At 70.5% G+C, this 24,679-nt stretch carries 21 protein-coding genes; 6 read left to right on the plus strand and 15 right to left on the minus strand.

The genetic code is table 11. From position 1 onward, the window contains the following. Positions 1–13 precede the first annotated feature (13 nt). The 3 genes from ettA to LJ657_RS00980 are packed head-to-tail and all read left to right on the plus strand — an operon-like array spanning position 14 to position 2,772. Complete coding sequence (gene ettA, locus LJ657_RS00970) at positions 14–1,678, plus strand: energy-dependent translational throttle protein EttA (RefSeq protein ID WP_232646160.1); 1,665 nt, start codon at positions 14–16, stop codon at positions 1,676–1,678. Between the two features lie 6 nt (positions 1,679–1,684). Then, the gene (locus LJ657_RS00975; protein WP_232646161.1) at positions 1,685–2,098 is read left to right on the plus strand and encodes an acyl-CoA thioesterase; all 414 of its coding nucleotides are present in this window, start codon (positions 1,685–1,687) and stop codon (positions 2,096–2,098) included. Next, a complete protein-coding gene (locus LJ657_RS00980; protein ID WP_232646162.1) occupies positions 2,095–2,772 on the plus strand; it encodes a DUF8185 domain-containing protein in 678 nt (225 codons plus the stop codon). Before LJ657_RS00975 ends, LJ657_RS00980 begins: the two co-directional genes overlap by 4 nt. Positions 2,773–2,977: 205 nt before the next feature. Here LJ657_RS00980 and LJ657_RS00985 read toward each other — a convergent pair whose 3' ends face one another. Further along, entirely contained in the window at positions 2,978–3,391 is a 414-nt protein-coding gene (locus LJ657_RS00985; protein ID WP_232646163.1) for a globin, read from the minus strand. A 123-nt stretch (positions 3,392–3,514) separates the two neighbouring features. Between LJ657_RS00985 and LJ657_RS00990 the strand changes: the two genes are divergently transcribed. Further along, positions 3,515–4,498 (plus strand): methyltransferase domain-containing protein, encoded by a 984-nt coding sequence (locus LJ657_RS00990; RefSeq protein ID WP_232646164.1) that lies wholly within the window; start codon positions 3,515–3,517, stop codon positions 4,496–4,498. 106 nt (positions 4,499–4,604) lie between these two features. Here LJ657_RS00990 and LJ657_RS00995 read toward each other — a convergent pair whose 3' ends face one another. The 14 genes from LJ657_RS00995 to LJ657_RS01060 form a co-directional block, all read right to left on the minus strand. Continuing rightward, positions 4,605–5,894, minus strand: a complete 1,290-nt coding sequence (locus LJ657_RS00995) for an FHA domain-containing protein (protein ID WP_232646165.1) — start codon at positions 5,892–5,894, stop codon at positions 4,605–4,607. Positions 5,895–5,987: 93 nt separating this feature from the next. Beyond that, positions 5,988–7,334: a vWA domain-containing protein gene (locus tag LJ657_RS01000; RefSeq protein ID WP_232646166.1), complete on the minus strand. Its 1,347-nt coding sequence runs from the start codon at positions 7,332–7,334 to the stop codon at positions 5,988–5,990. Between the two features lie 98 nt (positions 7,335–7,432). After that, on the minus strand, positions 7,433–8,773 hold the full coding sequence (locus LJ657_RS01005) for a PP2C family protein-serine/threonine phosphatase (RefSeq protein WP_372487785.1): 1,341 nt from the start codon (positions 8,771–8,773) through the stop codon (positions 7,433–7,435). After that, on the minus strand, positions 8,774–11,269 hold the full coding sequence (locus LJ657_RS01010) for a serine/threonine-protein kinase (RefSeq protein ID WP_232646168.1): 2,496 nt from the start codon (positions 11,267–11,269) through the stop codon (positions 8,774–8,776). It lies immediately after the preceding gene. Next, positions 11,266–12,594, minus strand: a complete 1,329-nt coding sequence (locus LJ657_RS01015) for a coiled-coil domain-containing protein (RefSeq protein ID WP_232646169.1) — start codon at positions 12,592–12,594, stop codon at positions 11,266–11,268. The genes LJ657_RS01010 and LJ657_RS01015 overlap by 4 nt, the downstream gene beginning before the upstream one ends. A 76-nt stretch (positions 12,595–12,670) precedes the next feature. Further along, the gene (locus tag LJ657_RS01020) at positions 12,671–13,720 is read right to left on the minus strand and encodes a glutamate ABC transporter substrate-binding protein (protein WP_232646170.1); all 1,050 of its coding nucleotides are present in this window, start codon (positions 13,718–13,720) and stop codon (positions 12,671–12,673) included. A gap of 14 nt (positions 13,721–13,734) precedes the next feature. Continuing rightward, positions 13,735–15,189: a GlnX family signal transduction membrane protein gene (locus tag LJ657_RS01025; RefSeq protein ID WP_232646171.1), complete on the minus strand. Its 1,455-nt coding sequence runs from the start codon at positions 15,187–15,189 to the stop codon at positions 13,735–13,737. Positions 15,190–15,397: 208 nt separating this feature from the next. Beyond that, complete coding sequence (locus tag LJ657_RS01030) at positions 15,398–16,387, minus strand: N-acetylglucosamine kinase (protein WP_232646172.1); 990 nt, start codon at positions 16,385–16,387, stop codon at positions 15,398–15,400. After that, the gene (locus tag LJ657_RS01035) at positions 16,378–17,643 is read right to left on the minus strand and encodes a 6-phospho-beta-glucosidase (protein ID WP_232646173.1); all 1,266 of its coding nucleotides are present in this window, start codon (positions 17,641–17,643) and stop codon (positions 16,378–16,380) included. The genes LJ657_RS01030 and LJ657_RS01035 overlap by 10 nt, the downstream gene beginning before the upstream one ends. A 6-nt stretch (positions 17,644–17,649) precedes the next feature. Next, positions 17,650–18,543, minus strand: a complete 894-nt coding sequence (locus LJ657_RS01040; protein ID WP_232646174.1) for a carbohydrate ABC transporter permease — start codon at positions 18,541–18,543, stop codon at positions 17,650–17,652. Between the two features lie 3 nt (positions 18,544–18,546). Further along, a complete protein-coding gene (locus tag LJ657_RS01045; RefSeq protein WP_232646175.1) occupies positions 18,547–19,515 on the minus strand; it encodes a carbohydrate ABC transporter permease in 969 nt (322 codons plus the stop codon). Further along, positions 19,515–20,852: an ABC transporter substrate-binding protein gene (locus LJ657_RS01050; RefSeq protein ID WP_232646176.1), complete on the minus strand. Its 1,338-nt coding sequence runs from the start codon at positions 20,850–20,852 to the stop codon at positions 19,515–19,517. Before LJ657_RS01050 ends, LJ657_RS01045 begins: the two co-directional genes overlap by 1 nt. A 94-nt stretch (positions 20,853–20,946) precedes the next feature. Then, on the minus strand, positions 20,947–22,158 hold the full coding sequence (locus LJ657_RS01055) for an ROK family transcriptional regulator (protein WP_232646177.1): 1,212 nt from the start codon (positions 22,156–22,158) through the stop codon (positions 20,947–20,949). A 196-nt stretch (positions 22,159–22,354) separates the two neighbouring features. Continuing rightward, on the minus strand, positions 22,355–23,452 hold the full coding sequence (locus LJ657_RS01060) for a mechanosensitive ion channel family protein (RefSeq protein WP_232646178.1): 1,098 nt from the start codon (positions 23,450–23,452) through the stop codon (positions 22,355–22,357). 323 nt (positions 23,453–23,775) lie between these two features. Between LJ657_RS01060 and LJ657_RS01065 the strand changes: the two genes are divergently transcribed. Together LJ657_RS01065 and LJ657_RS01070 are read left to right on the plus strand one after the other, a co-directional pair. Beyond that, positions 23,776–24,312 (plus strand): HNH endonuclease, encoded by a 537-nt coding sequence (locus LJ657_RS01065; RefSeq protein ID WP_046259555.1) that lies wholly within the window; start codon positions 23,776–23,778, stop codon positions 24,310–24,312. Positions 24,313–24,507: 195 nt separating this feature from the next. After that, positions 24,508–24,663, plus strand: coding sequence for a DUF397 domain-containing protein (locus LJ657_RS01070; protein ID WP_372487786.1), 156 nt, complete (start codon positions 24,508–24,510; stop codon positions 24,661–24,663). Positions 24,664–24,679: the final 16 nt, after the last annotated feature.

The following is a 24,679-nucleotide window of genomic DNA, read 5'->3' on the forward strand; positions in this document are numbered from 1 at the left end:
CGGACGGTTTCTCTTGGCTGAGTACATCTACACCATGCGCAAGACGCGCAAGGCAATCGGCGACAAGGTCATCCTTGACGATGTTTCGCTGAACTTCCTGCCCGGCGCGAAGATCGGTGTGGTCGGTCCGAACGGTGCCGGTAAGTCGACCATTCTGAAGATCATGGCGGGGCTGGAGCAGCCGTCGAACGGTGACGCGTTCCTGTCGCCGGGCTACACCGTGGGCATCCTGCTCCAGGAGCCGCCGCTCAACGAGGACAAGACGGTCCTGGAGAACGTCCAGGAAGGCGTCGCCGAGGTCAAGGGCAAGCTCGACCGGTTCAACGAGATCGCCGAGCTGATGGCCACCGACTACTCCGACGCGCTGCTCGACGAGATGGGCAAGCTCCAGGAGGAGCTGGACCACGCCAACGCCTGGGACCTCGACGCCCAGCTGGAGCAGGCCATGGACGCGCTCGGCTGCCCGCCCGGCGACTGGGCCGTCACCAACCTCTCCGGTGGTGAGAGGCGCCGCGTCGCGCTCTGCAAGCTGCTGCTTGAGGCCCCCGACCTGCTGCTCCTCGACGAGCCCACCAACCACCTCGACGCCGAGTCGGTGAACTGGCTGGAGCAGCACCTCGCCAAGTACGACGGCACCATCGTGGCCGTCACCCACGACCGGTACTTCCTGGACAACGTCGCCGGGTGGATCTGCGAGGTCGACCGCGGCCGGCTGCACGGCTACGAGGGCAACTACTCCAAGTACCTGGAGACCAAGCAGACCCGTCTCAAGGTCGAGGGGCAGAAGGACGCCAAGCGCGCCAAGCGGCTCAAGGAAGAGCTGGAGTGGGTGCGGTCGAACGCCAAGGGCCGGCAGGCCAAGTCCAAGGCCCGTCTCGCGCGCTACGAGGAGATGGCGGCCGAGGCCGACAAGATGCGGAAGCTGGACTTCGAGGAGATCCAGATCCCGCCGGGCCCGCGGCTCGGCAGCATCGTCGTCGAGGTCACCAACCTCAGCAAGGGCTTCGGCGACAAGGTCCTGATCGACGACCTCAGCTTCACGCTGCCGCGCAACGGCATCGTCGGTGTCATCGGCCCGAACGGTGCCGGCAAGACCACGCTCTTCAAGATGATCCAGGGTCTGGAGACCCCGGACTCCGGCGCCATCAAGGTCGGCGAGACCGTCAAGATCTCCTACGTCGACCAGAGCCGCGAGAACATCGACCCGAAGAAGACCCTGTGGGCCGTCGTGTCGGACGAGCTGGACTACATCAACGTGGGCCAGGTCGAGATGCCGAGCCGGGCGTACGTGTCCGCCTTCGGCTTCAAGGGCCCGGACCAGCAGAAGTCCGCCGGCGTCCTCTCCGGTGGTGAGCGCAACCGCCTCAACCTGGCCCTGACCCTCAAGCAGGGCGGCAACCTGCTGCTCCTCGACGAGCCGACGAACGACCTGGACGTCGAGACCCTCGGCTCCCTGGAGAACGCGCTGCTGGAGTTCCCGGGCGCGGCCGTGGTCGTCTCCCACGACCGCTGGTTCCTGGACCGGGTCGCCACGCACATCCTCGCCTACGAGGGTGACTCCAAGTGGTTCTGGTTCGAGGGCAACTTCGAGTCCTACGAGAAGAACAAGATCGAGCGGCTCGGACCGGACGCCGCGCGTCCGCACCGCGCCACCTACAAGAAGCTGACCCGGGGCTGATCGATCTTGCGTCACATCTACCGCTGCCCCCTGCGCTGGTCGGACATGGACGCGTACGGCCATGTCAACAACGCGATCTTCCTCCGGTATCTGGAGGAGGCCCGCATCGACTTCCTGTCCCTGCGGGGCAAGGAGTCCAGGCAGGGGTCCGTGGTGGCGCGCCATGAGATCGACTACAAGCGGCAGCTCGTGCACCGGCCCGAACCGGTGGACATCGAGCTGTGGGTCACCGAGATCAGGGCCGCGTCCTTCACCGTCACCTACGAGGTGAAGGACGCAGACCAGGTCTATGTACGGGCCTCGACCGTCGTCGTGCCGTTCGACTTCGAGACGGAGCGGCCGCGCCGGATCACCCCCGGGGAGCGGGAGTTCCTCGAGGGGTACCGGGACGACGCCGAGGAGGGGGCCGCCGCCGCATGACGGTGCTCCACCTTGCCGACGAGGGGGAGGCGGCGGACCTCGCGGCCTTCCTCTCGCGGCTGCTTCACTACGACCGTGCGGCCGCGGTACGCCTCCAGGCCGCCGGGACCGCGCTCGCCGTCTTCGGGCGGCCGCCGTCCTTCGAGGTGCTGGCGATCCGCGCGGTGCGGCTGGCCAAGCCGTACGAGAAGGGGCTCGACGTCACGCTCGACGTGACCGTGTCCGCCGGTGACCTCCTGGAGACGGTGGACGAGTCGGCCGCGACGGCCGGCGTTCCGGCGGCGGTGACCGGGCCGCCCTGGGCGGGTGTCCTTCCGCCGCGCGGCGGATGGCGGCCCGAGCCGGGGCTGCCCGCGCCCGACGCCCTGCGGGCCATGGTCGGCGCGGCCGTCACCGAATTCCGTTCCCGTACACAGGAGTTGGCGCCGGAGCTGCGAACCCGCGCCGAACTCGACCGCATCGGACGGGAGATCTGGTCCCGGACGGTCGGGGACACCCGCCTTCCGGTACGGGCCGCGCACGCGGCGCAGTCGCTCGGGTTCCTCCGGTCCACGCAGGGCGCGGGCGACCTGGCACTGGTCTCGTCGGGTGCCTGGCTGCGGCTGCGCACGCCGTACGGGTCGATCGCCGTACGACGGGCGGGGCTCGGTGCCCTGGACGTCAGCGTCCGGTAGACGTCCTCCGGCCAGCGGCCGGAGCGCGGCCAGGAGCCCGGAGCCGATGACGCCCACGGCGGTGCGGTCAGAGGCGAGCCCCTCACCTCAGCGATGTGCGCACGGTCGCGGGCGACGCCGTACATCAGGATGATCAGGCCGACCTCGAAGAAGACGAAGAAGAAGACGAAGAAGAAGACAGGGATGCCGTTGGTACCCCTGCCGGTCAGTCCGGGGCGTTCACCATCGAGGCCGCGGCGTACGTCATGTACTTCCACAGCTGCTGCTCGTGCTCCTCGGACAGGCCGAGCTCGTCGACGGCGTCCCGCATGTGCCGCAGCCAGGCGTCGTGCGCCTCGCGGTTCACGGTGAAGGGGGCGTGGCGCATGCGCAGCCGGGGGTGGCCGCGGTTGTCGCTGTACGTCGTCGGACCGCCCCAGTACTGGATCAGGAACAGCGTGAGGCGCTCCTCGGCCGGGCCGAGGTCCTCCTCGGGGTACATGGGCCGCAGCACCGGGTCCTCGGCCACACCCTCGTAGAAACGGTGGACGAGGCGGCGGAAGGTGTCCGCCCCGCCGACCTGCTCGTAGAAGGTCTGCTCCTGAAGCGTGCCGCGCCGAATCTCATTCACGCTCCCCATGCTCTCAGACCGGGCGGAGGAGGACTTGAGGCTTAGGTCCCGTCCCCGGCCAGAGGAGCGGACATTCCGGATCCGGTGGCTCCGGTACTCGCCTCGTGCCCCGTCCCGCAGGACAGTGGACGTATGGGCGCAGCTGCTCTCGACAAGGATCTGGACGACCTCGCCGCGACCGCGCGGGCGGCGCTCGTGCGGGAGATCGACACGAGCGGGGCCTGGGACGACGACCCGGTGTGGCAGGAGACGTTCGAAGCGGTCCCGCGCCATCTCTTCGTGCCGTACTACTACGTCGGAGTCGTGGGGGGCTACGAGCGGCGATGGGGCGAGAGCCCCGATCCGCGGACGCGCGAGCGCTGGATGCGAGGGGCCTACGAGGACACCCCGCTGGCCACGCGGCTGCGCGACGGCGAGCTGCTCTCCTCCAGCAGCCAGCCGTCGCTGATGGCGAGGATGCTGGCCGAGCTGAGGGTCGAGGACGGCAACCGCGTCCTGGAGATCGGCGCGGGCACCGGCTACAACGCGGCCCTGCTGGCCCACCGGCTCGGAGACGACGACCTGGTCACCACCGTCGACCTGGAGCCGGAGATCACCGAGTCGGCCCGGCAGCACCTGGCCGCCGCCGGATACCACCCGGCCGTCGTCACCGGGGACGGCACGCGCGGAGTCCCCGAACGCGGCCCCTTCGACCGGATCATCGCGACCTGCACCCTGACCTCGATCCCGCGCGCCTGGCTCGCCCAGTGCAAGCCGGGCGCCCGCATCCTGGCGCCGCTCGCCACCGGCCTGATCGTCCTGACGGTCGTGGACGCCACCCACGCCGAGGGCTGCTTCCTGCACACGCCGGCCTACTTCGTACCGCTGCGCGGCCAGACCCGCCCCGACCCGGAGACGCTCGATCTCGACGCCGTCCCCCGCCGGGCCAGAGACCACGAACTGTTCCGCTTCCTCCTGGCTCTGACCCGCGGCACCCTCGATCCCCATGAGGCCTTCGCCGTCTGGGACCGCGAGAACCAGCCAGAGCGCCGGCGCTACGGCATCACGGTCGACGCAGACCGAGCGTGGGCATGGCTGGACAAACCGGAGGGACCGTACAACTGGCCCCTCCGATGAACCCGCCGGTTCGGGGGCGCCCCGACAGGGGCGCGGGACTGTGTCGATGGCCGCTCCGCCGCGTGGGCGCGACCAGCCACAACGGGGCCGCAGCCGAAAGACGGCATCAACCCCGACGAACCGTGATCGTCGTCCACGCACCCACGTGCACCCGATCCCCATCCCGCAACGGCACCGGCACAAAGGGCTGAATCGGCTCATCAGAGCCGTTGACGGTCGTACCGTTCGTAGAGTTCTGGTCCACGACCGCCCAGCTCCCGTCCGGCTGCTGCACCAGCACCGCGTGCTGGTGCGAGACGCCCGGGTCCTCCGGCGGCACGGCCAGATCGATGTCGGGGGTGTCGCCGGTGGAGTGCCGGCGGCGGCCGATGGTGATCTGGTTGCCGCTGAGGGTGCGCTGCTGTTCAGGCGAGTACGCGGGCAGGTTGAGGCCCGCGGCCTCCGGGCCGGAGCGCTGCATCATCGCCATGAAGTACTCGCGGTCGGGACCGATGGTGGCCGTCCAGGTCACCGGCCCGCCGTGCGTCTGCGGGAACCCCGGGTTGGGCGGGGGCGGGGGCGCCTGGGTCGGGCCGGGCTGCGGGTAGCCGTAGCCACCGCCCTGAGCGGGGCCACCGGGGCCGCCGGACGGCGGGGAGATCACCCAGTCGTCGTCACCGCCGCCGCCGCCGAAGGACGGACCGCCGGGCTGCTGCGGACGTCCCGTCTCCTGCGGGTAGGCGGGCGGACCGGGCTGCTGGAACGCCTGCGGGGCGCCGCCGTAGCCGCCGGGGCCACCGGGGCCACCGGGGCCACCGGGACCGCCGGGGCCGGCGTGCGGTGTGGGGCCGGGCGGCGGCGGGACCGGACGCGAGGGGTCGGGGCCGAAGCCGGACCGGTCGGCGAAGGGACTCGGCGGACCGGGAGGCTCGGTGCCGAACGGGTTCGGTGGGCCCGAGGGCTCGCCGCCGAACGGGCTCGGCGGGATCGGCTCGGCCGGGCGGTTCACCTGGGACGGCCGCGAGCCCTGGTACTCGTACGAGTCACCGCCGCCGTACGACGGTCCGGGCGGCTGCTGCTGGAAGGGGCCGCCGGGCGCCGGCGGGCGCGGGGCGGCCGGCGTGTACGAGGTCGCGGTGTTCGTCAGGAAGTTCCACCGGCACTCCTCGCAGAACGGCGCACCGCCCTCACGGGGCGTGCGGCACTGCGGGCAGAGCTCCGGCTCGTGGTCCGGCACCGCGGACAGCGGCGGACGGCCGCCGGGCTGAGGGCCCTGGCCGGGCGGTGGGAAGCCGTAGCCGCCGCCGGGCGGGGGCGGCGGTGGAGGGGGCGGAGGCACGGCACCCGCCATGCGGTGACCGCAGACCTCGCACCAGTCGTCGGAACCCGACTGGTGTCCGTTCGGGCAGGTCGGCATGTCGGCGCTTCCCCCTCTCTTTCAGGAATTCTCTTCAGGAAGCTTCGCCCAGGAAGTCTCGCTCAGGGAGCTTCTCTTCAGGAAACCTCTACGTCACTTCTTTACACGAACAGTCTTTGTCGACCGTGTCTCGAGAGTCATCTCGTCGGCGTCCGCGACCTTCGCTTTCAGTCGCACAGTACCTGTCGCGGCATCGACCACGTCCACCACCTTCGCAAGCAGTTTCGCAGTATCCGCGTTTCCGGAGGCGCTGGCGAGCTGAACGGCCCGGCCCAGTTTGGCCGTTGCTCCATCCATATCGCCCGCTTTGCGAAGATCCAGCCCTTGTTGGATGGCCTGTGCCAGTTCGGCCTGCCCGGTGTAATGGGCGACCTGCGGATTGATCGACGTGGAGGCTGCCATGTCGTCGGTCCACACTGCCCTCACGAGACCCTGGGCGCCGAGGTTCTGCGCGCTGCCGTCGGGCTGCGGGACGACCAGGGAGACCCGGGCGGCGAGCATCTCCTGGCCGAGGCCCGCGGCCGGGACCTCGACGCATACGTGGTAGTCACGGGACTCGTCTCCCCAGGAGCCGGTGGGGTAGTCCCCGGCGCGCGGGCCCGCCTCGGTGCGGCGGTCGGTCAACTCCTCGACGGTGGGCGCGACCTGCTTGACGAACTTGATGGCGGTGCCGACCGGCGTCCACAGCCTCAGAGCGACGTCGGCGACCTCCTTGCCCATGGCCGTCTCCATCATCCGCGTGAAGTCGGCGGCCAGGCCGGCCGGGTCGGCGACGATGTCGGCGGTGCCGAGCAGGGCGGAGGCGATCCCTGTGACTTCTTTCACTTCCCAGTCGGTGCCGACGCCACGTGCGTCACAGGTGAACCGTCCGGCACAGGAGTCCAGGGCGGCCCTGAGGTCCTCCGGCGACTCGTGCTCGTTGCGGCCGTCGGTGAGCAGGATGCCGTGCCGGATGGCGACCTCGTCCGAGGAGAGCAGGCGGTCGGCGAGGCGCAGCCAGGTGCCGATGGCCGTGCCGCCGCCGGCGCTCAGCTTGCGCAGGGCCTCCTTGGCCTGGCCGCGGGTGGCCGCGTCGGCGACCGCCAGGCGCCCGCCGCCCGGGTAGACCTCCTTGGCGACGTGTGTGCCGCCGATCACCGCGAAGCGCACCCCGTCGCGCAGGGTGTCGATCGCGGCGGCGGTCGCGTCGCGGGCGTTGCGCATCTTGGTGGGCGGGTAGTCCATCGAGCCGGAGCAGTCGACCATGATCGCCACCCCCGCGGACGGGCCCTGCCCCGAGGCGTAGAGGTGGGGCGCGGCGACCGCGCTGCCGACCGTGCCGCCGCCGGTGGCGGTGACCGTGACGATGGCGTTGACCTCGCGGCCGCCCTCCGCCAGGTACTCGTTCTGGTACACGTCCATCGAGAACTGCGGCGCGCTGGACTTCGAGAAATTGGCCATGCCTGCTCAAATCCCCCTCGAAAACCCCGCGTTCGCGGGGCGACGACTGTATGCGGACCGGTCCCCTCCGGTCCGCTGAGGCATCCCCGTATACGGCCTCAGGCCGATCCTGCCCCCTGAGGGACGGCAGGGAACGGCACGACGGCCACTGTTACGTTGTCGTGGCCCCCGCCGTCCAGGGCGTGACCGACCAGCACCCGGGCGCTGTGCAGCGGACGTACGGCGGCGTCCAGCGGCACGACCTCGGCCATCTCCTCGGCAGCCTCCGCGTAGTTCCACAGTCCGTCCGTGCACACCACCACTACACCCGGCCGGTCCGGCTTGAAGGAAGCGGTGTGCGGCTCCAGTTCGTAGGCATCCGCGCCGAGCCAGCCGGTGATCGCGTGGGCCCGCTCGTCGGCGTACGCCTCGGCCTCGCTCATCAGGCCCGCGGAGACCATCTGAGCGGCCCACGAGTCGTCCTCGGTGAGCCGGGCCGGGGGTGAACTGCGGTCCACCGGCACCCAGTAGGCGCGGCTGTCGCCGACCCAGCCGACGACCAGCAGCCCGGACGTCACGACCGCGCCGACGATCGTGCAGGCCGGCGCGTTCTGGTGCGGGGCGTGCTCGCGGGCGGTGGCGGGTTCGTCGGCCAGGGCGTTGACCGCGTGCGAGGCGGCGACGATCGCGTCGTGCATGGCCTGCTGCGGGTGCGTGCCGCGGGGCAGGGCGGTGAGCAGCGAGTCGCCCGCTGCGCGCGCGGCGGCGAGCGAGGCGTCGTCGGGGCGGGTCGCCGAGGAGACGCCGTCGCAGACGATCGCCACCGACGCCGGAGCGCCGTCGGGCAGGGCAGCGGTGCCGATGCCGAACGCGTCCTCGTTGCGGTGGTGGCGCAGACCGCGGTCGCTGACGGCGGCCACCGGGCCGGACTCCTGCTCCATGTGGTCGCGCTCCCTGGGCTGGGCATGCCCGCAGTTCTCGCAGTAGCCGTCGTTGTCGACGCGGCCCGCGCGGCAGGCCACGCACAGCTTGGCCTCCTCGGCGGGCGCGGCGAGAGAGGCCACACGCGGGTCCGGGGCCTGCAGCGGGTACTCGTCGGGCACCGGCGGCCGGTCGAAGCGCACACCGGAGGCCGGGGAGACCGGCGATCCCGTCGGCTGCTCCGGCAGCGGCGAGCCGCCCGAGTCCGTCCCGTGCAGGTCCGTCGGCAGATGGGTCGCCGCCGGGGTGTCGGAGCCGCCGGGCGCGGCGGCGAGGGGCCAGGGCGCCCCCCCGCCGTCGACGTCGCCCGGCTGCGGGTCCGAGCCGTTCAGGGCGATCGTCGGGTGGTCGTCCGGCCGTGCGGGCACTGCGGACAGGTCGTATCCGCACGCACCGCAGAAACGGTCACCCGACTCGAGCGGCCACTCGCAGCTCGGGCAGTTCGACAGGGCGGCCTGCTGGGGCATCTGCGACATCAACTACACCCACGTCCGGGGGCGGTAACGGTTTGCACGTTCCACCAGGTCGATCCTCTCCTCGCCGCCCCGCGCCAGCCGGGCCAGCGTGCGGTACGAACGCTCCAGGCCGAAGCGGAGTCCTCGCTCGTCCAGTTCGCTGCCGAGCAGCACGCGCTGCGTGGCGGGCGCTACTACCTGGCCACCGGAGAGTATCCAGTCCAGCGCGCAGCCGAGAACTTCGGCCGACAACTGCTCCCGGCGCGCCGGATCCAGACCATACGCGTCCAGCGCCTCGACCTGCCCGGCGGCGGCCTTCACGTCCTCCAGGAACGGTACGTCGGAAGCGGCCGCCGTGCGCCCGCGCAGCCGCGCCCGTACGGCGGCCACCCGCGCGGCCGTGTAGTGGATCGACGACTCCGGCACCGACTCCAGCGTCCGTACGGCGCTGCGGCGGTCCCCGGCCGCGAGCTGGACGCGGGCCAGGCCGAACGCGGCGCTCACATAGCTGGGGTCGGTCGACCAGACCAGCCGGTAGTACTCGGCCGCGTTGTCCAACTGGCCCAGCACCTCCGCGCACAGGCCCAGGGCCAGCTTGGGCGCGGGCTCGCCGGGGAACGCGTCGTAGATCGCGTCGAAGGCGAGCGCGGCGCCCTCCTCGTCGCCGGTCACCAGTGCGGCCACGCCCCGGTACCAGACCACCCGCCAGTCGTCGGGCCGCTCGGTCTCCAGGGTCTGCAGGGCGCCCCGCGCGGTGGCCGAGTCGCCGTTCTCCAGCCAGGCGCGGATCTGCCTCAGCCGGGTCTCCACCGACGCCGCCGGAGCCGCGGCGAGCGCCCCGAGCAGTTCGGCCGGCGCCGTCGTCATCAGACCTGCCAGAAAACCCGCGTTCGGATCGGAGGGGTCGACGCGGGGGACGGGCAGCGCGAGGGCCGCGATCGGGGAGTCGGCGTGCTTGACCAGGGCCGCGGTGCCGTTGGCGACGGCGGGGAGCTGTGGCTGCTTCCCCTTCCGCGGCTGCACCACCCGCGCCCCCAGCCGAGACACGTCCCCCTCCAGCTTCGGGAACAACTCCGTGTCCGTGACCTTCAGTTCGGGCCCGAACAGTGTCGACAGCGCGGGCCGCGCCCGCCCCGACTGCAGCGAGACGACCTCGCGCAGCACGCCCGTCAGCTGCTCCGCCATCTCCTGCGCGGAGGCGAAGCGGCGGGCCGGGTCGGGGTCGGTGGCGCGGACCAGGAGCCGGTAGAAGGACTCGTACTGGCGGAAGACCTCGATGTTGTCGGGGTCGGGCAGGGAGTCCACGAAGACGTTCGTGTAGCCCTGGAAGTCGAAGGACAGGACGGCCAGCGTGCGCGCGACCGTGTAGAGGTCGCTCGCCACCGACGGGCCGACGTCCGCGACCTCCGGCGCCTGGTAGCCCACCGTGCCGTAGATGGCCGACTCCTCGTCGTCCATCCTGCGCACCGCGCCCATGTCGATCAGCTTGAGCTGGTCCTCGGTCTGGATCGCGTTGTCGACCTTGAAGTCGCAGTACAGCAGGTTGCGGCTGTGCAGATGACCGAGCGCTTCGAGCGCCTCGATGCCGTACGCGCAGGCCTGCTCCACCGGCAGCGGATCCCGCCTGCCGTCGGAGGCGCGACGGCCGTTGGCGATCTCCTTGAGGGACTTGCCGCCGACGTACTCCATGACGATGTAGCCGTCGAGCGAGCCGGTGCGCTGGTCGAGGTGCTCCACGAAGTTGTAGATCCGCACGATGTTGGAGTGCTCGATCTCGGCCAGGAAGCGCCGCTCGGAGATCGCCGCCGCCATCGCGTCCTGGTCACCGGTGTCCAGGAGGCCCTTGAGGACCACCCACCGGTCGGAGACCGCCTTGTCCACGGCCAGGTAGACCCAGCCGAGCCCGCCGTGCGCCAGACAGCCCACGACCTCGTACTGGCCGTGGACGACGTCGGCGGCCTTCAGCTTCGGGACGAAGGAGTAGGGGTTGCCGCACTTGGTGCAGAAGCCCTCGGTGCGGCCTGCGCGGTCACCGCGCGAGCGGCCGACCGGCGCCCCGCAGGCGGAGCGCGAGCAGAACCGCTTGCGCTCGGGCACCTCCGGGTTCTCCAGCACCATCGCGCGCGGGTCGGGCCGCGGTACGTCCGGCACCTGTACCAGCCCGGCGCCCAGCCGGCCGCGGGAGCCGGTGCCGGTGCCCGAACCGGAGCTGCGCACCGACAGCGAACGGCCCGTGGACTTCCCCGAGAGGGAGCGCGAGAGCCGCCCCGACACCGAGCGCCGGGACTTCGACGACTGCGAGGACGTACGCGAGCTGCCGCGGCCGGCGGCCCGCGAACTGCCGCTGTCCTGCGAGCCCTTGCCGCCGCCGCTGATGCCGGTGGCCGGCGAGCTCACCATGCCCTTCGCCGACACGACCGGCGCCAGACCGCAGGTGTCGCAGTACAGCTCGCCGCCGCCCACGTCCTCGTACGTGCCCTCGCAGTCGGGCCGTTGACAGGTCTGCTGTGCCTCGCTCATGACGATGTCTCCCCCCTGCGGTCCTGCGGGCCGCCCTGCGGCGGCACGCGCGGGGCGCCCAGCACCTCGGCGGCCGCGTGCTGGTAGCGCAGCACGGCCTGTTCGGCGACGCGCAGGTCGCACGGTGCGCTCCACAGCATGCGGCGCGCCGCGTCGTACCGCTCGATCAGGAACGGGTCCTCGGCGTACCCGAGCCGGGCGACCTTCGCCTTGTACGCGTCCAGGCGGCCGCGCAGCTCGGCGCGGACCGCGAGCGGCGCGGTGACCGCGGTCAACGACTCGCGGGCGCGCAGCAGTTCGTCCTCCGCCTTCTGCTCCAGGGACTCCAGGAGCGGGGACAGGCGGTGCCACTGGGCGTGTCTGCGGTACTCGGCGGCCGTCGCCAGCTGCTCCTGCAGCACGGTCGGCGGGCCGCTGACGACCGGTACCTCCGTGGCGGCGATCTTCGCGAGGACCTCCCCGCGCGCGTTACGCGCCTCCGCGAGCGTGCGGTCCGCGCGGCTGAGCACGTCGCGCAGCCTCAGCAGCCGCTGCTCCGCGTCCTGCCGGACGGTGAGCACGGCGTCGATCTCCCGGCGGACCTCCTCCAGGGCGCGCGCCTCCCGGTCGTACACCGTGGTGTCCGGCCGGCCGCCGCCCGGCGCCGAACTGCCCTGTGCGGGAAGCCAGTACGCGAGCGGGTCGGAGATCACCTGCTCACGCAGTGAGGTCAGGGTGCGGGTGATGCGCTCCAGGTCGTCACCGGACGGGTGCTCGCCGGGGCGCACACCGACGGAGTGGGCGAGGGCACGGGTGCGCTGGAGCTCCGCGGCCAGTAAATCGATCCGGGCGGGCAGCGCCGACCAGACGGCGTCGGCGGTGACGACCATGTCCAGGCTCGTCGCATACAGCTCGTTCATCAGGTCGACCAGGGCGGCCAGGGAGAACTGCCGGCTCAGCTTGCCGGGCGCGGACAGCAGCGTCGGCGCCGTGGCCGTCGTCGAGCCCGCGACCGTGACGCACTCGCCGCGCAGCAGCTCCGTCAGCTCCACCAGGTCCTCACGGCTGGACCAGCGGCGGCGGGAGCGGATCTCCCGGGCCGAGCGCAGCGCGTCCGTGTACGCGTCGAAGTACGCCCACAGCAGCGTGATCGACGCCTCCGCGGCGGCCCACCGTTCCCTGGTGATGCCCGTCAGCTCGGCGCCCTCGAGGAGTCTGCGGCCCGCGTGGTCCTGCAGGGCGAGGAGCGAGGTCTCGATGGCCTCGTGCTCCGCGCCGAGCCGCGCCAGCGCACGGTCCACCTCGTCCCGGTCCATCACCGGCCCGGCGGGGTCCGTGACGCCCATCGATCACCTCTCGCTGCTGTCGTGTTCCGTCGGTGTTCCGTTGTGTTGTGCCGTATGTCCGTCAGTTGATGGCCGGTCACCCGTAGTGGGCTTCGGGAGGGGTCGCGGACGCCGACTTCTTGTCGCCCTGGTCCATGGTCGGGTGCAGCCACTTCTCGTACGACGCCGCCCAGTTGCCGTCCTTGATGTAGTTCTGGAGGGTTCGGTTGACCTGGCGTATCAGATCCTCCGAGCCGAGCTTCATCGCCACGCCGTAGTACTCGTCGGAGAACAGCCCGCCCTTCAGCTGCACCGTAGGGTCCTGGGCGGCCTGGCTCGCGGCGAGCGCGCCGTCCGTGACGACGGCGTCGACCTCGCCGAGCTGCAACTTCACCAGGCAGTCGAGCTGGTTGGGGACCACCGTGCCGATGTCCGCACCGGTCGGGAGGGTGCCCTTGCCCTGGTCCGCCTGCAGTCGCTCCAGCGCCGTCGAGCTGTCCGCCGAGCAGATCCTCTTGTGGGCGAGGGTGTCGTTGTATCCCGTGATCGCGGAGGTCCGCGGGGCGAGGACCTGCTGACCGGTCCTGAAGTAGGGTGCGGAGAAAGCGACTTGCTTGATCCGGTCGCAGTTGATCGTCATGGTGCGGACCACCATGTCGACCTCGTCGTCCTGGATCGCCTTGACACGGCGGCTGGTGGGGATGGCCTTGAACGAGACCGCGTCCGGGTCGCCCAGCAGGTCCTTGGCGATCTGGTGGACGAGGTCGATGTCGAAGCCCTCCGGCGCACCGGACGTGTTGTTCGGGTTGAGATAGCCCCAGCGGTAGCTGTTGGTGTCGATGCCGACGATCAGGCGCCGGTCCTTGCGGGCCTTGATCTTGTCGATGACCGGCGTGCTGCCGTCGCCGCTCGACGGCGACAGGCTGCGGTCCTGCGGGTTGTCGCACTGGGCCGCCGCCCTGGCCTGCACGCCCTGGGCGGCCCCTGGGCCGCCGCTGCCCGCGGCGCCGTCCGGACCGCTCGACTGGGTCAGGGGCAGCAGCAGCGCGAACGCCAGGGCCAGGGCGCACAGAGCCGCCATCGCGCCGACCCCGCCCCAGCCCCGGAGGCCGGTCCGCATACGGTGTGCCAGACGCCGTGCATCCATCGTCACGCCCCCTCTCACCGGTACTCCGACAGCCTGCGCCCGATGCCGGCCACCGCGCCGGCCGCACCCAGCACCGCGAGGACCGCGGCCCCGTACGGCAGGCCCGTCAGTGCGTCCTTGCCGTCGCCCGCGGCCTGCTTGAACTCGGCCTGTTCGTGGTCGAGTGCCGTCTCCAGAGCGATGTCGATGTTGTCGAAGCACTCGCTCGTCGGGTCCTTGCCGACGCCGATGACCTTGTCCCGGGCCTGCTGGTACTCGCCCTTGTCGTTCCAGCCCTGCGCGACCTCGTGCCGCTGCTTCCAGGCCTTCATGAAGCTGTTCGCGTCCTGTACGGGCTTGCGGCCCGCCGAGTCGTCCGCGAGACCGTCGGCCCTGGTCAGCGACTTGGCCAACTCGCCGATCTGCTCGTCGTACCCCGCGGCGTAGGCGTCCACCGGATTGCCGCCGACGACCTTGGTGTCCGCGCCGCGGCGGATCAGGCTCAGGTTCTCGTCACTGCGGGCCGTCAGGGACGCGATACGGGCGTCGTGCAGCACGTTCAGCGAGCGGACGCCGTGGTTGTACGAGGCGTTCAGCCCCGTGCGGGCGACCGTGTGGCCGACGACGAGCCAGAGCAGGACCACCACGGACGCGGCGGAGGCGGTGACCAGGCCGTGGTTCAACACCCGGTTGGTGCGCAGGTAGTTGCGGCGCTGGGCCCAGGCCAGCCCACCGAGGGCGAGCAGACCGAGGCCGATCGCGGCCCACGGGAACGACTTCGCGTCCGCGTAGTCGGAGCTCAGCCGCTGGTTCTCCTTCTGGTACAGGGCCTCGGCCTTCGGCAGCATCTGCTTCTGCATCTGCTCGTTCGCCGCCCGCAGATACGCGCTGCCCACCGGGTAGCCCTGCCGGTTGTTGGCCCGTGCCGTCTCGACCAGGCCCTTGTACTGCGGCAGCAGCTTGTTGAGATCGGCGATGGTCTTCGCCGAGTCGGACCCCGGCTGCGAACTGGAGGCCGCTGTGACCAGCTTCTCCGCGGCCGTCCGGATGCCGTCCTCGTACCGCTGCCGTGTCTCGGGCTTCTCCTGCGGGCCCGCGAGATAGCCGCTGGCCGCCGCCGTGTTGGCGTCGGCGAGCGAGCGGTAGATGTCGGCCGCGTCGGAACTGAGCGGCTGGCTGCGGGTGAGCACGTCCTCGGCTGCCGTCGCCCGGTCCGTCATCTGCCAGGCGGTGACCGCGCCGAACGCGACGACGAGGAGGGCGATCAGCGCACCGATGATGCGCAGCCGCCCGGGCTCCGTGGTCGCGGCCTCGCGCAGCCGGTCGACGCCCTCCGCGAAGGCCGTACGGCGTGCGGAGACGACGTCGGGAACGGCTGCGGGGCCCGTCGGGGTGGGGGGAACGGGCCGGCCCGGCTGAGGCGGCACGGACGGCATCGTGGGCACGGCGGTGCCCGGCCGTGCTGTGCCGCTCTTCGGCGGGTGTGTCACTCTTGACCTCCCCCATGGTCATCCGTCACAGCAAGTATGGCTGCCGGGACTGACATTCGCACGGGGTGCCTGCCGGCGGCTTGTAGGATCCCGCACGACCCCTGCCCAGGAACACGTGCTGGGAATCAGTTCGGTTCCGTACGGGGGGCTGCCGCCCCCCGGGGCCCCGCCCCCGGGCTGCCGCCTTTCGGCCTGAACGGCCTCGTCCTCAAACGCCGGACGGGCTGGGGTGTTCGAAGTGGGCCCTTACTCGGTCGTGCACCTCCGTCTCCGCGCCCACCCTGTCCAGGCCCAGCAATGCAGCCCCCAGCACCGGGCTCGCCGTCACCACCCGGGGTGCCGCCTTCGGGGCGCGTGCGGTCAGCAACTCGCGGATGCCGTCGTTGAGTTGGGGGTGCTGGGCGGCCAGGACGCCGCCGCCCAGCAGGACCGGGGTCTCCTCCTCCAGCAGGTCCAGGCGGGTCAGGGCGACGGTCGCCATCGTCACCACCTCGTCCGCCAGGCGGTCGACGATCGCGCGGGCGACGGGGTCGCCGTCCGCCGCCGTGGCGAAGAGGACCGGGGTCAGTTCGTGGCGGCGGGCGGGCGGCACCTGCTCCAGGTGGAGGGCCTGGATGAGGGCGAGCATGGTGCCGTGGCCGAAGTGAGCCGGGAGCGTGTGCGCGAGGGCCGTTGGCTCGCCGCGACCGTCCTCCGCCCGTGCCGCGTGCCACAGGGCCTCCTCGGCGAGGCCCCAGCCGCCGCCCCAGTCGCCGGAGATACGGCCGAGCGCGGGGAAACGGGCGGTGCGGCCGTCGGGGCGCATGCCGACGCAGTTGATGCCGGCGCCGCAGACGACGGCGACCCCCCGGGGTTCGGTGACGCCCGCGCGCAGAAGGGCGAAGGTGTCGTTGCGGACCTCCACGTCCGCGCCCCAAGCGCGCGCGTGCAGCGCGGCCGCCAACTGCTCCTCCTCGAAGGGGAAGTCGGCGTTGGCGAGGCAGGCGGAGACGCGGTCCACCGAGCGAACGCCGGCCGCGGCGAAGGCCCGCTCCACCGCCTCGGCGACCTTGTCGACGGCCGCCGCCACGCCCACCACGGGCGGCCGGAACCCGCCGCCGCGGGCCGTGGCGAGGACGGTGCCGTCGGCCGCCACGACCGCGACGTCGGTCTTGCTGTTGCCCGCGTCGACGGCGAGGACACGTGCGGTCATGCCCACGCGAGATGCTCCCGGTTGTGTGCGATCAGCTGGTCGGTCAGGGCGTCGGCGTACTCGTACTGGCCGATGAGGGGGTGGCACAGCAGGGCCCGGAAGACCCGGTCGCGGCCGCCTCGCAGCGCCGCCTCCAGAGCCAGGTCCTCGTACGCCGTCACGTTCGCCATCAGGCCCGCGTACAGCGGGTCGACGGGCGGTACCGGCAGCGGGAGCGGCCCCTTCGGGCCGACCGCCGCCTGCACCTCGATCACCGCGTCGTCCGGCAGGAACGGCAGCGTGCCCCGGTTGTGGGTGTTCACGACCTGGTACGGGTTGCCGGCCGAGCCCAGCAGCGCGGCCGCCAGGTCCACCGCCGCCTCCGAGTAGTAGGCGCCGCCGCGCTTGGCGAGCAGTGCCGGCTTCTCGTCGAGCTCGGGATCGGCGTACATCTTCAGCAGGTGCCGTTCCATCTCGGCGACTTCGGCGGCCCGGGAGGGCTTGGTGCGCAGCTCGCGTACGACCTCGTCGTGAGCGTAGAAGTAACGCAGGTAGTACGACGGGACGACGCCCAGACGGTCGAGCAGGGCCCGCGGCAGCCGCAGGTCGGCGGCGATCGTGTCGCCGTGTTCGGCGAGCAGCTTGGGCAGCACGTTCTCGCCCTCGGGGCCGCCGAGGCGTACACCGGTCTCCCAGGTGAGGTGGTTGAGGCCCACGTGGTCGAGGTGGACGTCGGCCGGTGAGACGCCGAGCCGGTCCGCGAACTTCCGCTGGAAGCCGATCGCCACGTTGCACAGGCCGACCGCCTTGTGGCCCGCCTGCAGCAACGCGCGCGTGACGATGCCGACCGGGTTGGTGAAGTCGATGATCCAGGTGTCGGGGTTCGTACGGCGGACCCGTTCCGCGATGTCCAGGACCACCGGGACCGTGCGCAGCGCCTTGGCCAGGCCGCCCGCGCCGGTCGTCTCCTGGCCGACGCAGCCGCACTCCAGCGGCCAGGTCTCGTCCTGCTCGCGGGCCGCCTGCCCGCCCACGCGAAGCTGCAGCAGCACGGCGTCGGCGCCTTCGACGCCGGCGTCCAGGTCGTCGGTCGTCACGATCCGGCCGTCGTGCGCCTGCCTGGCGAAGATACGGCGGGCCAGTTGGCCCACCAGCTCCAGGCGTTCGGGCGCCGGGTCGACGAGGACCAGTTCCTCCACGGGCAGGGTGTCACGCAACCGGGCGAAGCCGTCGATGAGTTCGGGGGTGTAGGTCGAGCCTCCGCCGACCACGGTGAGTTTCATGAACAGTTAACCCTTCACTCCGGTCAGCGTGACGCCCTCTACGAACGCCTTCTGGGCGAAGAAGAACACGACGATCACTGGGGCCATGACCAGTACGGTCGCGGCCATGGTGAGGTTCCAGTCGGTGTGGTGGGCGCCTTTGAAGGACTCCAGGCCGTAACTGAGGGTCCAGGCGGCCGGGTTCTCCGAGGCGTAGATCTGGGGGCCGAAGTAGTCGTTCCAGGCGTTGAAGAACTGGAAGAGGGCCACTGCGGCGATGCCGGGCTTCGCCATCGGGAGGACGACCTTCAGCAGCGTGCGCAGGTCTCCGCAGCCGTCCACCTTCGCCGCGTCCAGGTACTCGTTGGGGATCGTCATCAGGAACTGGCGGAGGAGGAAGATCGAGAACGCGTCCCCGAATGCGAGCGGGATGATCAGCGGCCACAGGGTGCCGGACAGGTCCAGCTGCTTCGCCCAGAACAGGTACATCGGGATGACCACCACCTGGGGCGGCAGCATCATCGTCGAGATCACCAGCATCAGGGAGAGGTTGCGGCCCCGGAAGCGGAACTTGGCGAGCGCGTACGCCACGGGGATCGACGACAGGACCACCAGGACCGTGCCCGCGCCGGCGTAGATCAGGGTGTTCTTCCACCAGGTCAGAAAGCCCGGGGTGTCGAAGACCTTGCGGTAGTTGGCCCACTCCCAGGTGTGCGGGATCAGGTCCCGGCTGAGGGCCTGGTCGTCGCTCATGAGCGAGGTCAGGAAGACGAAGACGAAGGGGAGGGTGAAGAACAGGGCCGCGGCGATGCCGAGGGAGTGGATGGCTATCCATTCCAGGAGCGCCTTGCGGCGGGCCGTGCGTTCGGCGGGGGAGGCCGGGGTCTTCAACTCCACGGGCCGGTCCAGTACTTGGGTCATCTGTCAGTCACCTGCCTGGATGAGACCGCCGCGGCGCCGCATCAGGAACGCGGTGAAGGCCATGGAGAGGGCGAACAGGACGAGGGCGACCACGCAGGCCGAGCCGTAGTCGAAGCGCTGGAAGCCCAGGTTGTAGACGAGTTGGGGGAGGGTCAGTGTCGACTTCTCGGGGTAGCCGGGCTCGAACATGGTGCCGGCGCCCTGGATCACGCCCGAGGCGACTTTTCCGGCGACCAGCGGCTGGGTGTAGCACTGCATCGCCGCGATCACCCCGGTGACCACCGCGAACATGATGATCGGCGAGATGTTCGGGACCGTGACGAACCGGAACCGCTGCCACGCCGATGCTCCGTCCAGCTCGGCCGCCTCGTACTGCTCCTTCGGTACGTCGAGCAGCGCGGCCATGAAGATGACCATCAGGTCGCCCACGCCCCAGAGGAAGAGGAGAGTGAGGGCCGGCTTGGACCAGTTCGGGTCGTTGAACCAGCCCGGGGCCGGGATGCCGATCTTCTCCAGGAGCGAGTTGACCGGGCCCGTACCGGGGTTGAGGAGGAAGGCGAAGGCCATCGTGGCCGCCACTGGCGGGGCCAGGTAGGGCAGGTAGAAGAGGGTGCGGAAGACACCCGTGCCGGTCTTGATCTTCGTGATGAGGAGGCCGATGCCCAGTCCGAAGAGGACTCGCAGGGTCACCGTGATCACCACCAGCCACAGGGTGTTGCGCAGGGCCGGCCAGAAGTAGGGATAGTGCTCGAAGACGTACGTCCAGTTCTTCGTTCCGCTCCACGTGGGCGGCTTGAAGCCGTCGTAGTGCATGAAGGAGAAATAGACCGTCGAGATCAGCGGGTACGCGAAGAAGACCGCGAAGCCGATCAACCAGGGCGACATGAAGGCGAGAGTTCGCAGTGCCTTTTTCCGCTGCTTCGCGGCGAGGCCAGACCTGCGGCGCTCCGACGCCAGGGCGGTCGTGGCCATTACTTCGCCTGCGCGATGTCTGTGTCGATCTGCGCGGCCGTCGTCTTCAGGCCGGCCTTCAGGTCGGTGACCTTTCCGCTTTCGTAGTCGTAGCCGAAGTTCTGGATCGTCGTGAGGTACACGCCGCCGTTGATGGAAGCCGGAGACGTGGTCGAGTTCGGGTTCGCGGCGATGTCCAGGAACGTCTTGAAGCGCGGGTCGTACTTCAGCTTGGGCGACTTCAGGGCGGCGAGCGTCGAGGGCACGTTGTGGATGGCGTTGGAGAAGTTCACCACCGCGTCCGTGTTCGTGGTCATGTACTTCACCAGTTCCCAGGCCGCGTTCTGCTTGTGGCCGGCGGCGGAGATGCCGGTGATGGTGCCGGTGATGTAGCCCTTGCCGTACTGGCTCGCCTGGTCGTCGGGGACGGGCAGTGGAGCGACACCGATCTCGAACCCGGGCTTTGCGGCCAGGGCCATTCCCAGGCGCCATTCACCGTCCAGCTGCATGGCCACCTGGCCGGTGTGGAAGGGGTGCTTGACACCCCATTCGTCACCGAGCTTGGAGCGGTAGGTCTCCAGTTTCCTGAATCCGCCGAGTTCGTCGACGAGCTTCTTCTGGAGCGTGAATCCGGCCTCGAAGGCGGGGTCCGTGGCGAGCTGCGACTTGCCGGCCTTGTCGAAGTACGTCGGGGAGAACTGACCGAAGTAGTGCTCCGTCGTGGTCTCCCAGCCGTGGTAGTCCGGCATGAAGCCGAGCTGCTTGTAGCTGTCGCCGTCCGTGATGGTCAGTCTCTTGGCGTCGGCCTCGAATTCGGACCATGTCTTCGGCGGGTTCTTGATGCCCGCCTTCGCGAAAGCCGTCTTGTTGTAGTAGAGCCCGTAGGCATCGCCCAGCAGCGGTGCGGTGCAGCGGTTTCCGTCGAACTGGGTGTACTCGTTCATCGGTTTCGGGAACGTCGTCTGCGGGTCGATGCCCGCCTTCTTGAAGAAGGGGTTGAGGTCGACCAGCGCACCCGACGAGCAGAATTTTCCGACGTTGTTGGTGGTGAAGGAGGAGATGACGTCCGGGGCCTTGTCGCCGCCCGTGCGCAGCGCCTGGTTGATCTTGTCGTCGGTCATGTTGGCGACGACGTTCACATGGATGTTGGGGTGCGCCTTCTCGAAACCGGCGATCAGGGAGTTGACGGCCTTCATTTCATTGGGCGCGCTCCAGGCGTGCCAGAAGTTGATCGTCGTGTCCTTCGAGGCGTCGTCGTCGGCACTGGAGGAGGACTGGCCGGTGCAGGCGGTGGCGAGGAGCGCGAGTGAGGCGGAGGCGGCGAGGGCGAAGGCCGCTTTCCGTGATATTCCGGGCATGGCAGGGTCTCCCAGGGACAGGGCGGGGCGGGGCGGGGAACGGTGAAAGAAGGCGGGGGGTGAGTACCGGGGGCCCGTACGGTGCGTACGGGTGTCAGCGCGAGGTGTCGAAGACCTCGTCGCGGGTGGTCGCGAGCGCGCTCTCCAACGCGCCGCGCAGCACGGGGTGTTCACGGACGTCGCCGACCACGAGCCGGGGCCGGGACGCCGCCAGCTCCTCCAGCTCGGCCTGGACGAGGGCGCGCAGCACCTCGCCGCCCGAGGTCAGCGAGGCGCCGCTGAGGACGACGAGTTCGGGGTCGAGGACGGAGACGAGGGAGGCGAGACCGGTGGCCAGCCGGGTCGCGTACGTCTGCAGCAGCTTGCGGTGGAGCACGGTGTCCTCGGCGGCGGCCCGCTCGACGAGGGCGGCGGCGACCTCGGCGTACGGCCCGGAGGGGATGTTCCCGATGCCGAGTTCACCGGCGAGGTGCGGGACGGCCTGGGAGCCGGCCAGCTCCTGGTAGCCGCCACTGTTGGCCTTGGTCACATGCCGGACCAGGGGCGCACCCGGAACAGGAAGGAAACCCACCTCTCCCGCGCCGCCGGTCCAGCCGCGGTGCAGTCTCCCGCCGAGGACCAGGGCGGCACCGAGGCCTCCCTCGTTCCACAGCAGGACGAAGTCCTCGTGCCCGCGGGCCGCGCCCAGCCGTTGTTCGGCGACGGCGGCGAGGTTGACGTCGTTCTCGTACTCGACCGGCATCGGCAGCGCGGCGGCGAGTTCGTCGAGGAGGGCCGGGGTGTGCCAGCCGGGGAGGTGGGAGGCGTAGCGCAGGCGGCCGGTGTTGGGGTCGAAGGCGCCGGGGGTGCCGATGACGAGCCGGTGGATGTCGTCGCGGGCGAGCCCGGCGGCCTTCACGGCGCCGTCGAGGGCGTCGGTGACCTGCCGGACGACGGGCCGGGTGGGCCGCCTGCCCGGGGTCGGGAGCTCGAACGAGCCCACCCTGCGGCCGGTGATGTCGGCGACGGCGGCGAGGACGCGCTCGGGGGTGACGTCGAGTCCGGCGGCGTACGCGGCGGCCGGATTGACCTCGTACAGCTGGGCGTTGGGGCCGGGGCGTCCCTCGGTGGTGCCGGTGGCGAGGACGAGCCCGGCCGCTTCGAGACGGGCGAGCAACTGGGAGGCGGTCGGCTTGGAGAGGCCGGTGAGCTTGCCGATCCGGGTGCGGGACAGGGGCCCGTGCTCCAGGAGGAGGTCCAGGGCGGCGCGGTCGTTCATGGCGCGCAGGACGCGCGGAGTGCCCGGCGTACCGGCTGTTCCTGCCATGTGGTCGACACCTGCCTTTCGACTGCCCAGCTTCCCATTGATCACTGCGTCGAGGACTCATTGGTCACTGTTAGGAAAGTTTCCTATTGGCTGGAGAGGAAGGTAAGCCCAGCGCGAAGGAGGCGTCAAGAGAAACCGCCCCCGAGGCAACAGACTCGTTACCTCGGGGGCGGTGGGGAGTGCTGGGGTCCGGTCCCTACTTCGCCGACGGCCGCTGCGGAGCGAGCGGCGATGCCGCTGCCGTCTGTGCGGAGTCTGAGTTGGAGAACACCGACGGGGCCGCGACCGCCGCCGTCGGGTCGGCGGCCTCCTCCTCGTCCAGGGGAGCCGTCGCGCCGCCCACGATGCGGATGTTCGCCGCGTCGAAGGCGCGCTTGATGCGCCAGCGCAGTTCGCGTGCCACGGTGAGGGACTTGCCGGGCATCGTCTTGGCGGAGACGCGGACCACCATCGAGTCCAGCAGCACGCTGTCCAGGCCCAGGACCTCGATCGGGCTCCACAGGAGCTCGTTCCAGGGCTCCTCCGCGCTCATCTTCTCGGCGACCTCGTCGAGGGTGGCCTTCACATGGTCCAGGTCCTCGTTCGCCTTCACGGTCACGTCCACGCCGGCCGTCGCCCAGCCCTGGGAGAGGTTGCCGATGCGCTTGACCTCGCCGTTGCGGACGTACCAGATCTCGCCGTTGTCGCCGCGCAGCTTCGTCACGCGCAGACCGACCTCGATGACCTCGCCGGACGCGACGCCCGCGTCGATCGAGTCGCCGACGCCGTACTGGTCCTCCAGGATCATGAAGACGCCGGAGAGGAAGTCCGTGACCAGGTTGCGGGCGCCGAAACCGATCGCCACACCCGCGACACCGGCCGAGGCGAGCAGCGGGGCCAGGTTGATCTGGAAGGCCGCCAGCACCATCAGGGCCGCGGTGCCGAGGATCGCGAAGGACGCCATCGAGCGGAGCACCGAGCCGATCGCCTGGGAGCGCTGCCGGCGGCGCTCGTTGTTGACCAGCAGGCCGCCCAGTGAGGTGCCGTCGACGGCCTCGGCCGTCCGGGTCATCCGGTCTATCAGCTTGGTGATCGCCCGCTGCACGACCGCTCTGAGCACCCCGGCGATCACCAGGATCAGCAGGACCCGGAGCCCGATCGCGAGCCACGTGGACCAGTTCTGCTCGACCCAGCTGGCGGCGTTGGTCGCGCTCTGCTGGGCGTCCTGGTACGTGGGGACCGCCGGGGTCGTCGACTTCGAGGGGGTCGGCGACGGCGACGAACCGGCGGCTATGAGGACGGCGGGCAAGGACACGGCAGGTACCTCCAGGTGCAACGGTCTGCCGTCCCGTACGTCGACTCGGTCAAGGTCACGAAAAGGTCACCGGGAAGGCAGGCCCACCACACTATCGGGGCGTGGTGTGCGAATCCTTGCCATCTTCTGAGGAGAGACCGTGCTCACCCCGGGTTGAGCAGGTGGGATAAACCGATGCCCCTCCGGGGGATGAATCAGATGTGGTCGAAAACACTCCCAGCCCGTTACCGGGACATGGTGGCGCTTCCACCAGGCAAGAGGGGAGACTGACTACAGATCGTCCCGGCGCGAGCCACGCGCCGCCGACGCCCAAGGAGGCATCCGTGCCGCATGTCCTGGTCCTCAACGCGTCGTACGAGCCACTCGGCGTCGTACCGCTCCGCCGCGCGCTCATCCTCGTCCTGGAGAACAAGGCTGTCTCCCTGGAGGAATCCGGCGCCTTCATGCACAGCGCAACCGTCACAGTCCCCGCACCCAGCGTGGTCCGGCTCAAGCGATTCGTCCGGGTTCCCTATCGGGGGCCCGTTCCTCTGACCCGGCGGGCGCTCTTCGCGCGCGACGGGGGCCGGTGCATGTACTGCGGTGGCGTCGCAACCAGCGTCGACCACGTCATCCCGCGCAGCCGCGGGGGCAAACACGTCTGGGACAACGTGGTGGCGTCCTGCCGCCGCTGCAACCACGTGAAGGCCGACCGACACCTCTTCGAGATCGGCTGGCGGCTGCGCCACAAACCTGCTCCACCCACCGGTCTGGCGTGGCGCATCATCGGCACGGGCCATAGGGACCCGCGCTGGCTGCCGTACTTGCAGCCGTACGGCGCGGAGGACGCCATGGCCCGGATCGACGGCATTTCCGCCTGAGGATCCGGGCTTTCGCATACCTGGGGTACCCCGTGGCTCAGGCGGCCACGGGGCCTTCGGTATGCGTCTCACGTGCGGCTACGGGGCCGCGGCGCCGACGGCAGCCCTGGCGGAGACGAACCTCACTCTCGTTTCGTGCACCGGGCCCAGGCCTGGTGCAGGCGGACCCCTTCATTGATCACTGGATTCGACTTCGTGAAGTCCAGCCACAGCAGTGGCAGCGACGAATGCGTCGAGGTCGCGCACAACATCGCCAGCACCGTGGCCGTACGCGACTCCAAAGCCCCCGACGGCCCGATACTCCGCCTCACCCCGAAAGCCTGGCAGGATTTCACCACCTCGTTGCGCTGACAGAATGTGACGAGAG

This window comes from Streptomyces guryensis (assembly GCF_021261325.1).
Lineage (GTDB): Bacteria > Actinomycetota > Actinomycetes > Streptomycetales > Streptomycetaceae > Streptomyces > Streptomyces guryensis.

Excerpts from the sequence above, each read along its gene's own strand:
- LJ657_RS00980 (WP_232646162.1), top strand. The coding sequence starts at position 2,095 with ATGACGGTGCTCCACCTTGCCGACGAGGGGGAGGCGGCGGACCTCGCG.
- LJ657_RS00985 (WP_232646163.1), bottom strand. The coding sequence starts at position 3,391 with ATGGGGAGCGTGAATGAGATTCGGCGCGGCACGCTTCAGGAGCAGACC.
- LJ657_RS00990 (WP_232646164.1), top strand. The coding sequence starts at position 3,515 with ATGGGCGCAGCTGCTCTCGACAAGGATCTGGACGACCTCGCCGCGACC.
- LJ657_RS00995 (WP_232646165.1), bottom strand. The coding sequence starts at position 5,894 with ATGCCGACCTGCCCGAACGGACACCAGTCGGGTTCCGACGACTGGTGC.
- LJ657_RS01000 (WP_232646166.1), bottom strand. The coding sequence starts at position 7,334 with ATGGCCAATTTCTCGAAGTCCAGCGCGCCGCAGTTCTCGATGGACGTG.
- LJ657_RS01010 (WP_232646168.1), bottom strand. The coding sequence starts at position 11,269 with ATGAGCGAGGCACAGCAGACCTGTCAACGGCCCGACTGCGAGGGCACG.
- LJ657_RS01015 (WP_232646169.1), bottom strand. The coding sequence starts at position 12,594 with ATGGGCGTCACGGACCCCGCCGGGCCGGTGATGGACCGGGACGAGGTG.
- LJ657_RS01020 (WP_232646170.1), bottom strand. The coding sequence starts at position 13,720 with ATGGATGCACGGCGTCTGGCACACCGTATGCGGACCGGCCTCCGGGGC.
- LJ657_RS01035 (WP_232646173.1), bottom strand. The coding sequence starts at position 17,643 with ATGAAACTCACCGTGGTCGGCGGAGGCTCGACCTACACCCCCGAACTC.
- LJ657_RS01040 (WP_232646174.1), bottom strand. The coding sequence starts at position 18,543 with ATGACCCAAGTACTGGACCGGCCCGTGGAGTTGAAGACCCCGGCCTCC.
- LJ657_RS01045 (WP_232646175.1), bottom strand. The coding sequence starts at position 19,515 with ATGGCCACGACCGCCCTGGCGTCGGAGCGCCGCAGGTCTGGCCTCGCC.
- LJ657_RS01050 (WP_232646176.1), bottom strand. The coding sequence starts at position 20,852 with ATGCCCGGAATATCACGGAAAGCGGCCTTCGCCCTCGCCGCCTCCGCC.
- LJ657_RS01055 (WP_232646177.1), bottom strand. The coding sequence starts at position 22,158 with ATGGCAGGAACAGCCGGTACGCCGGGCACTCCGCGCGTCCTGCGCGCC.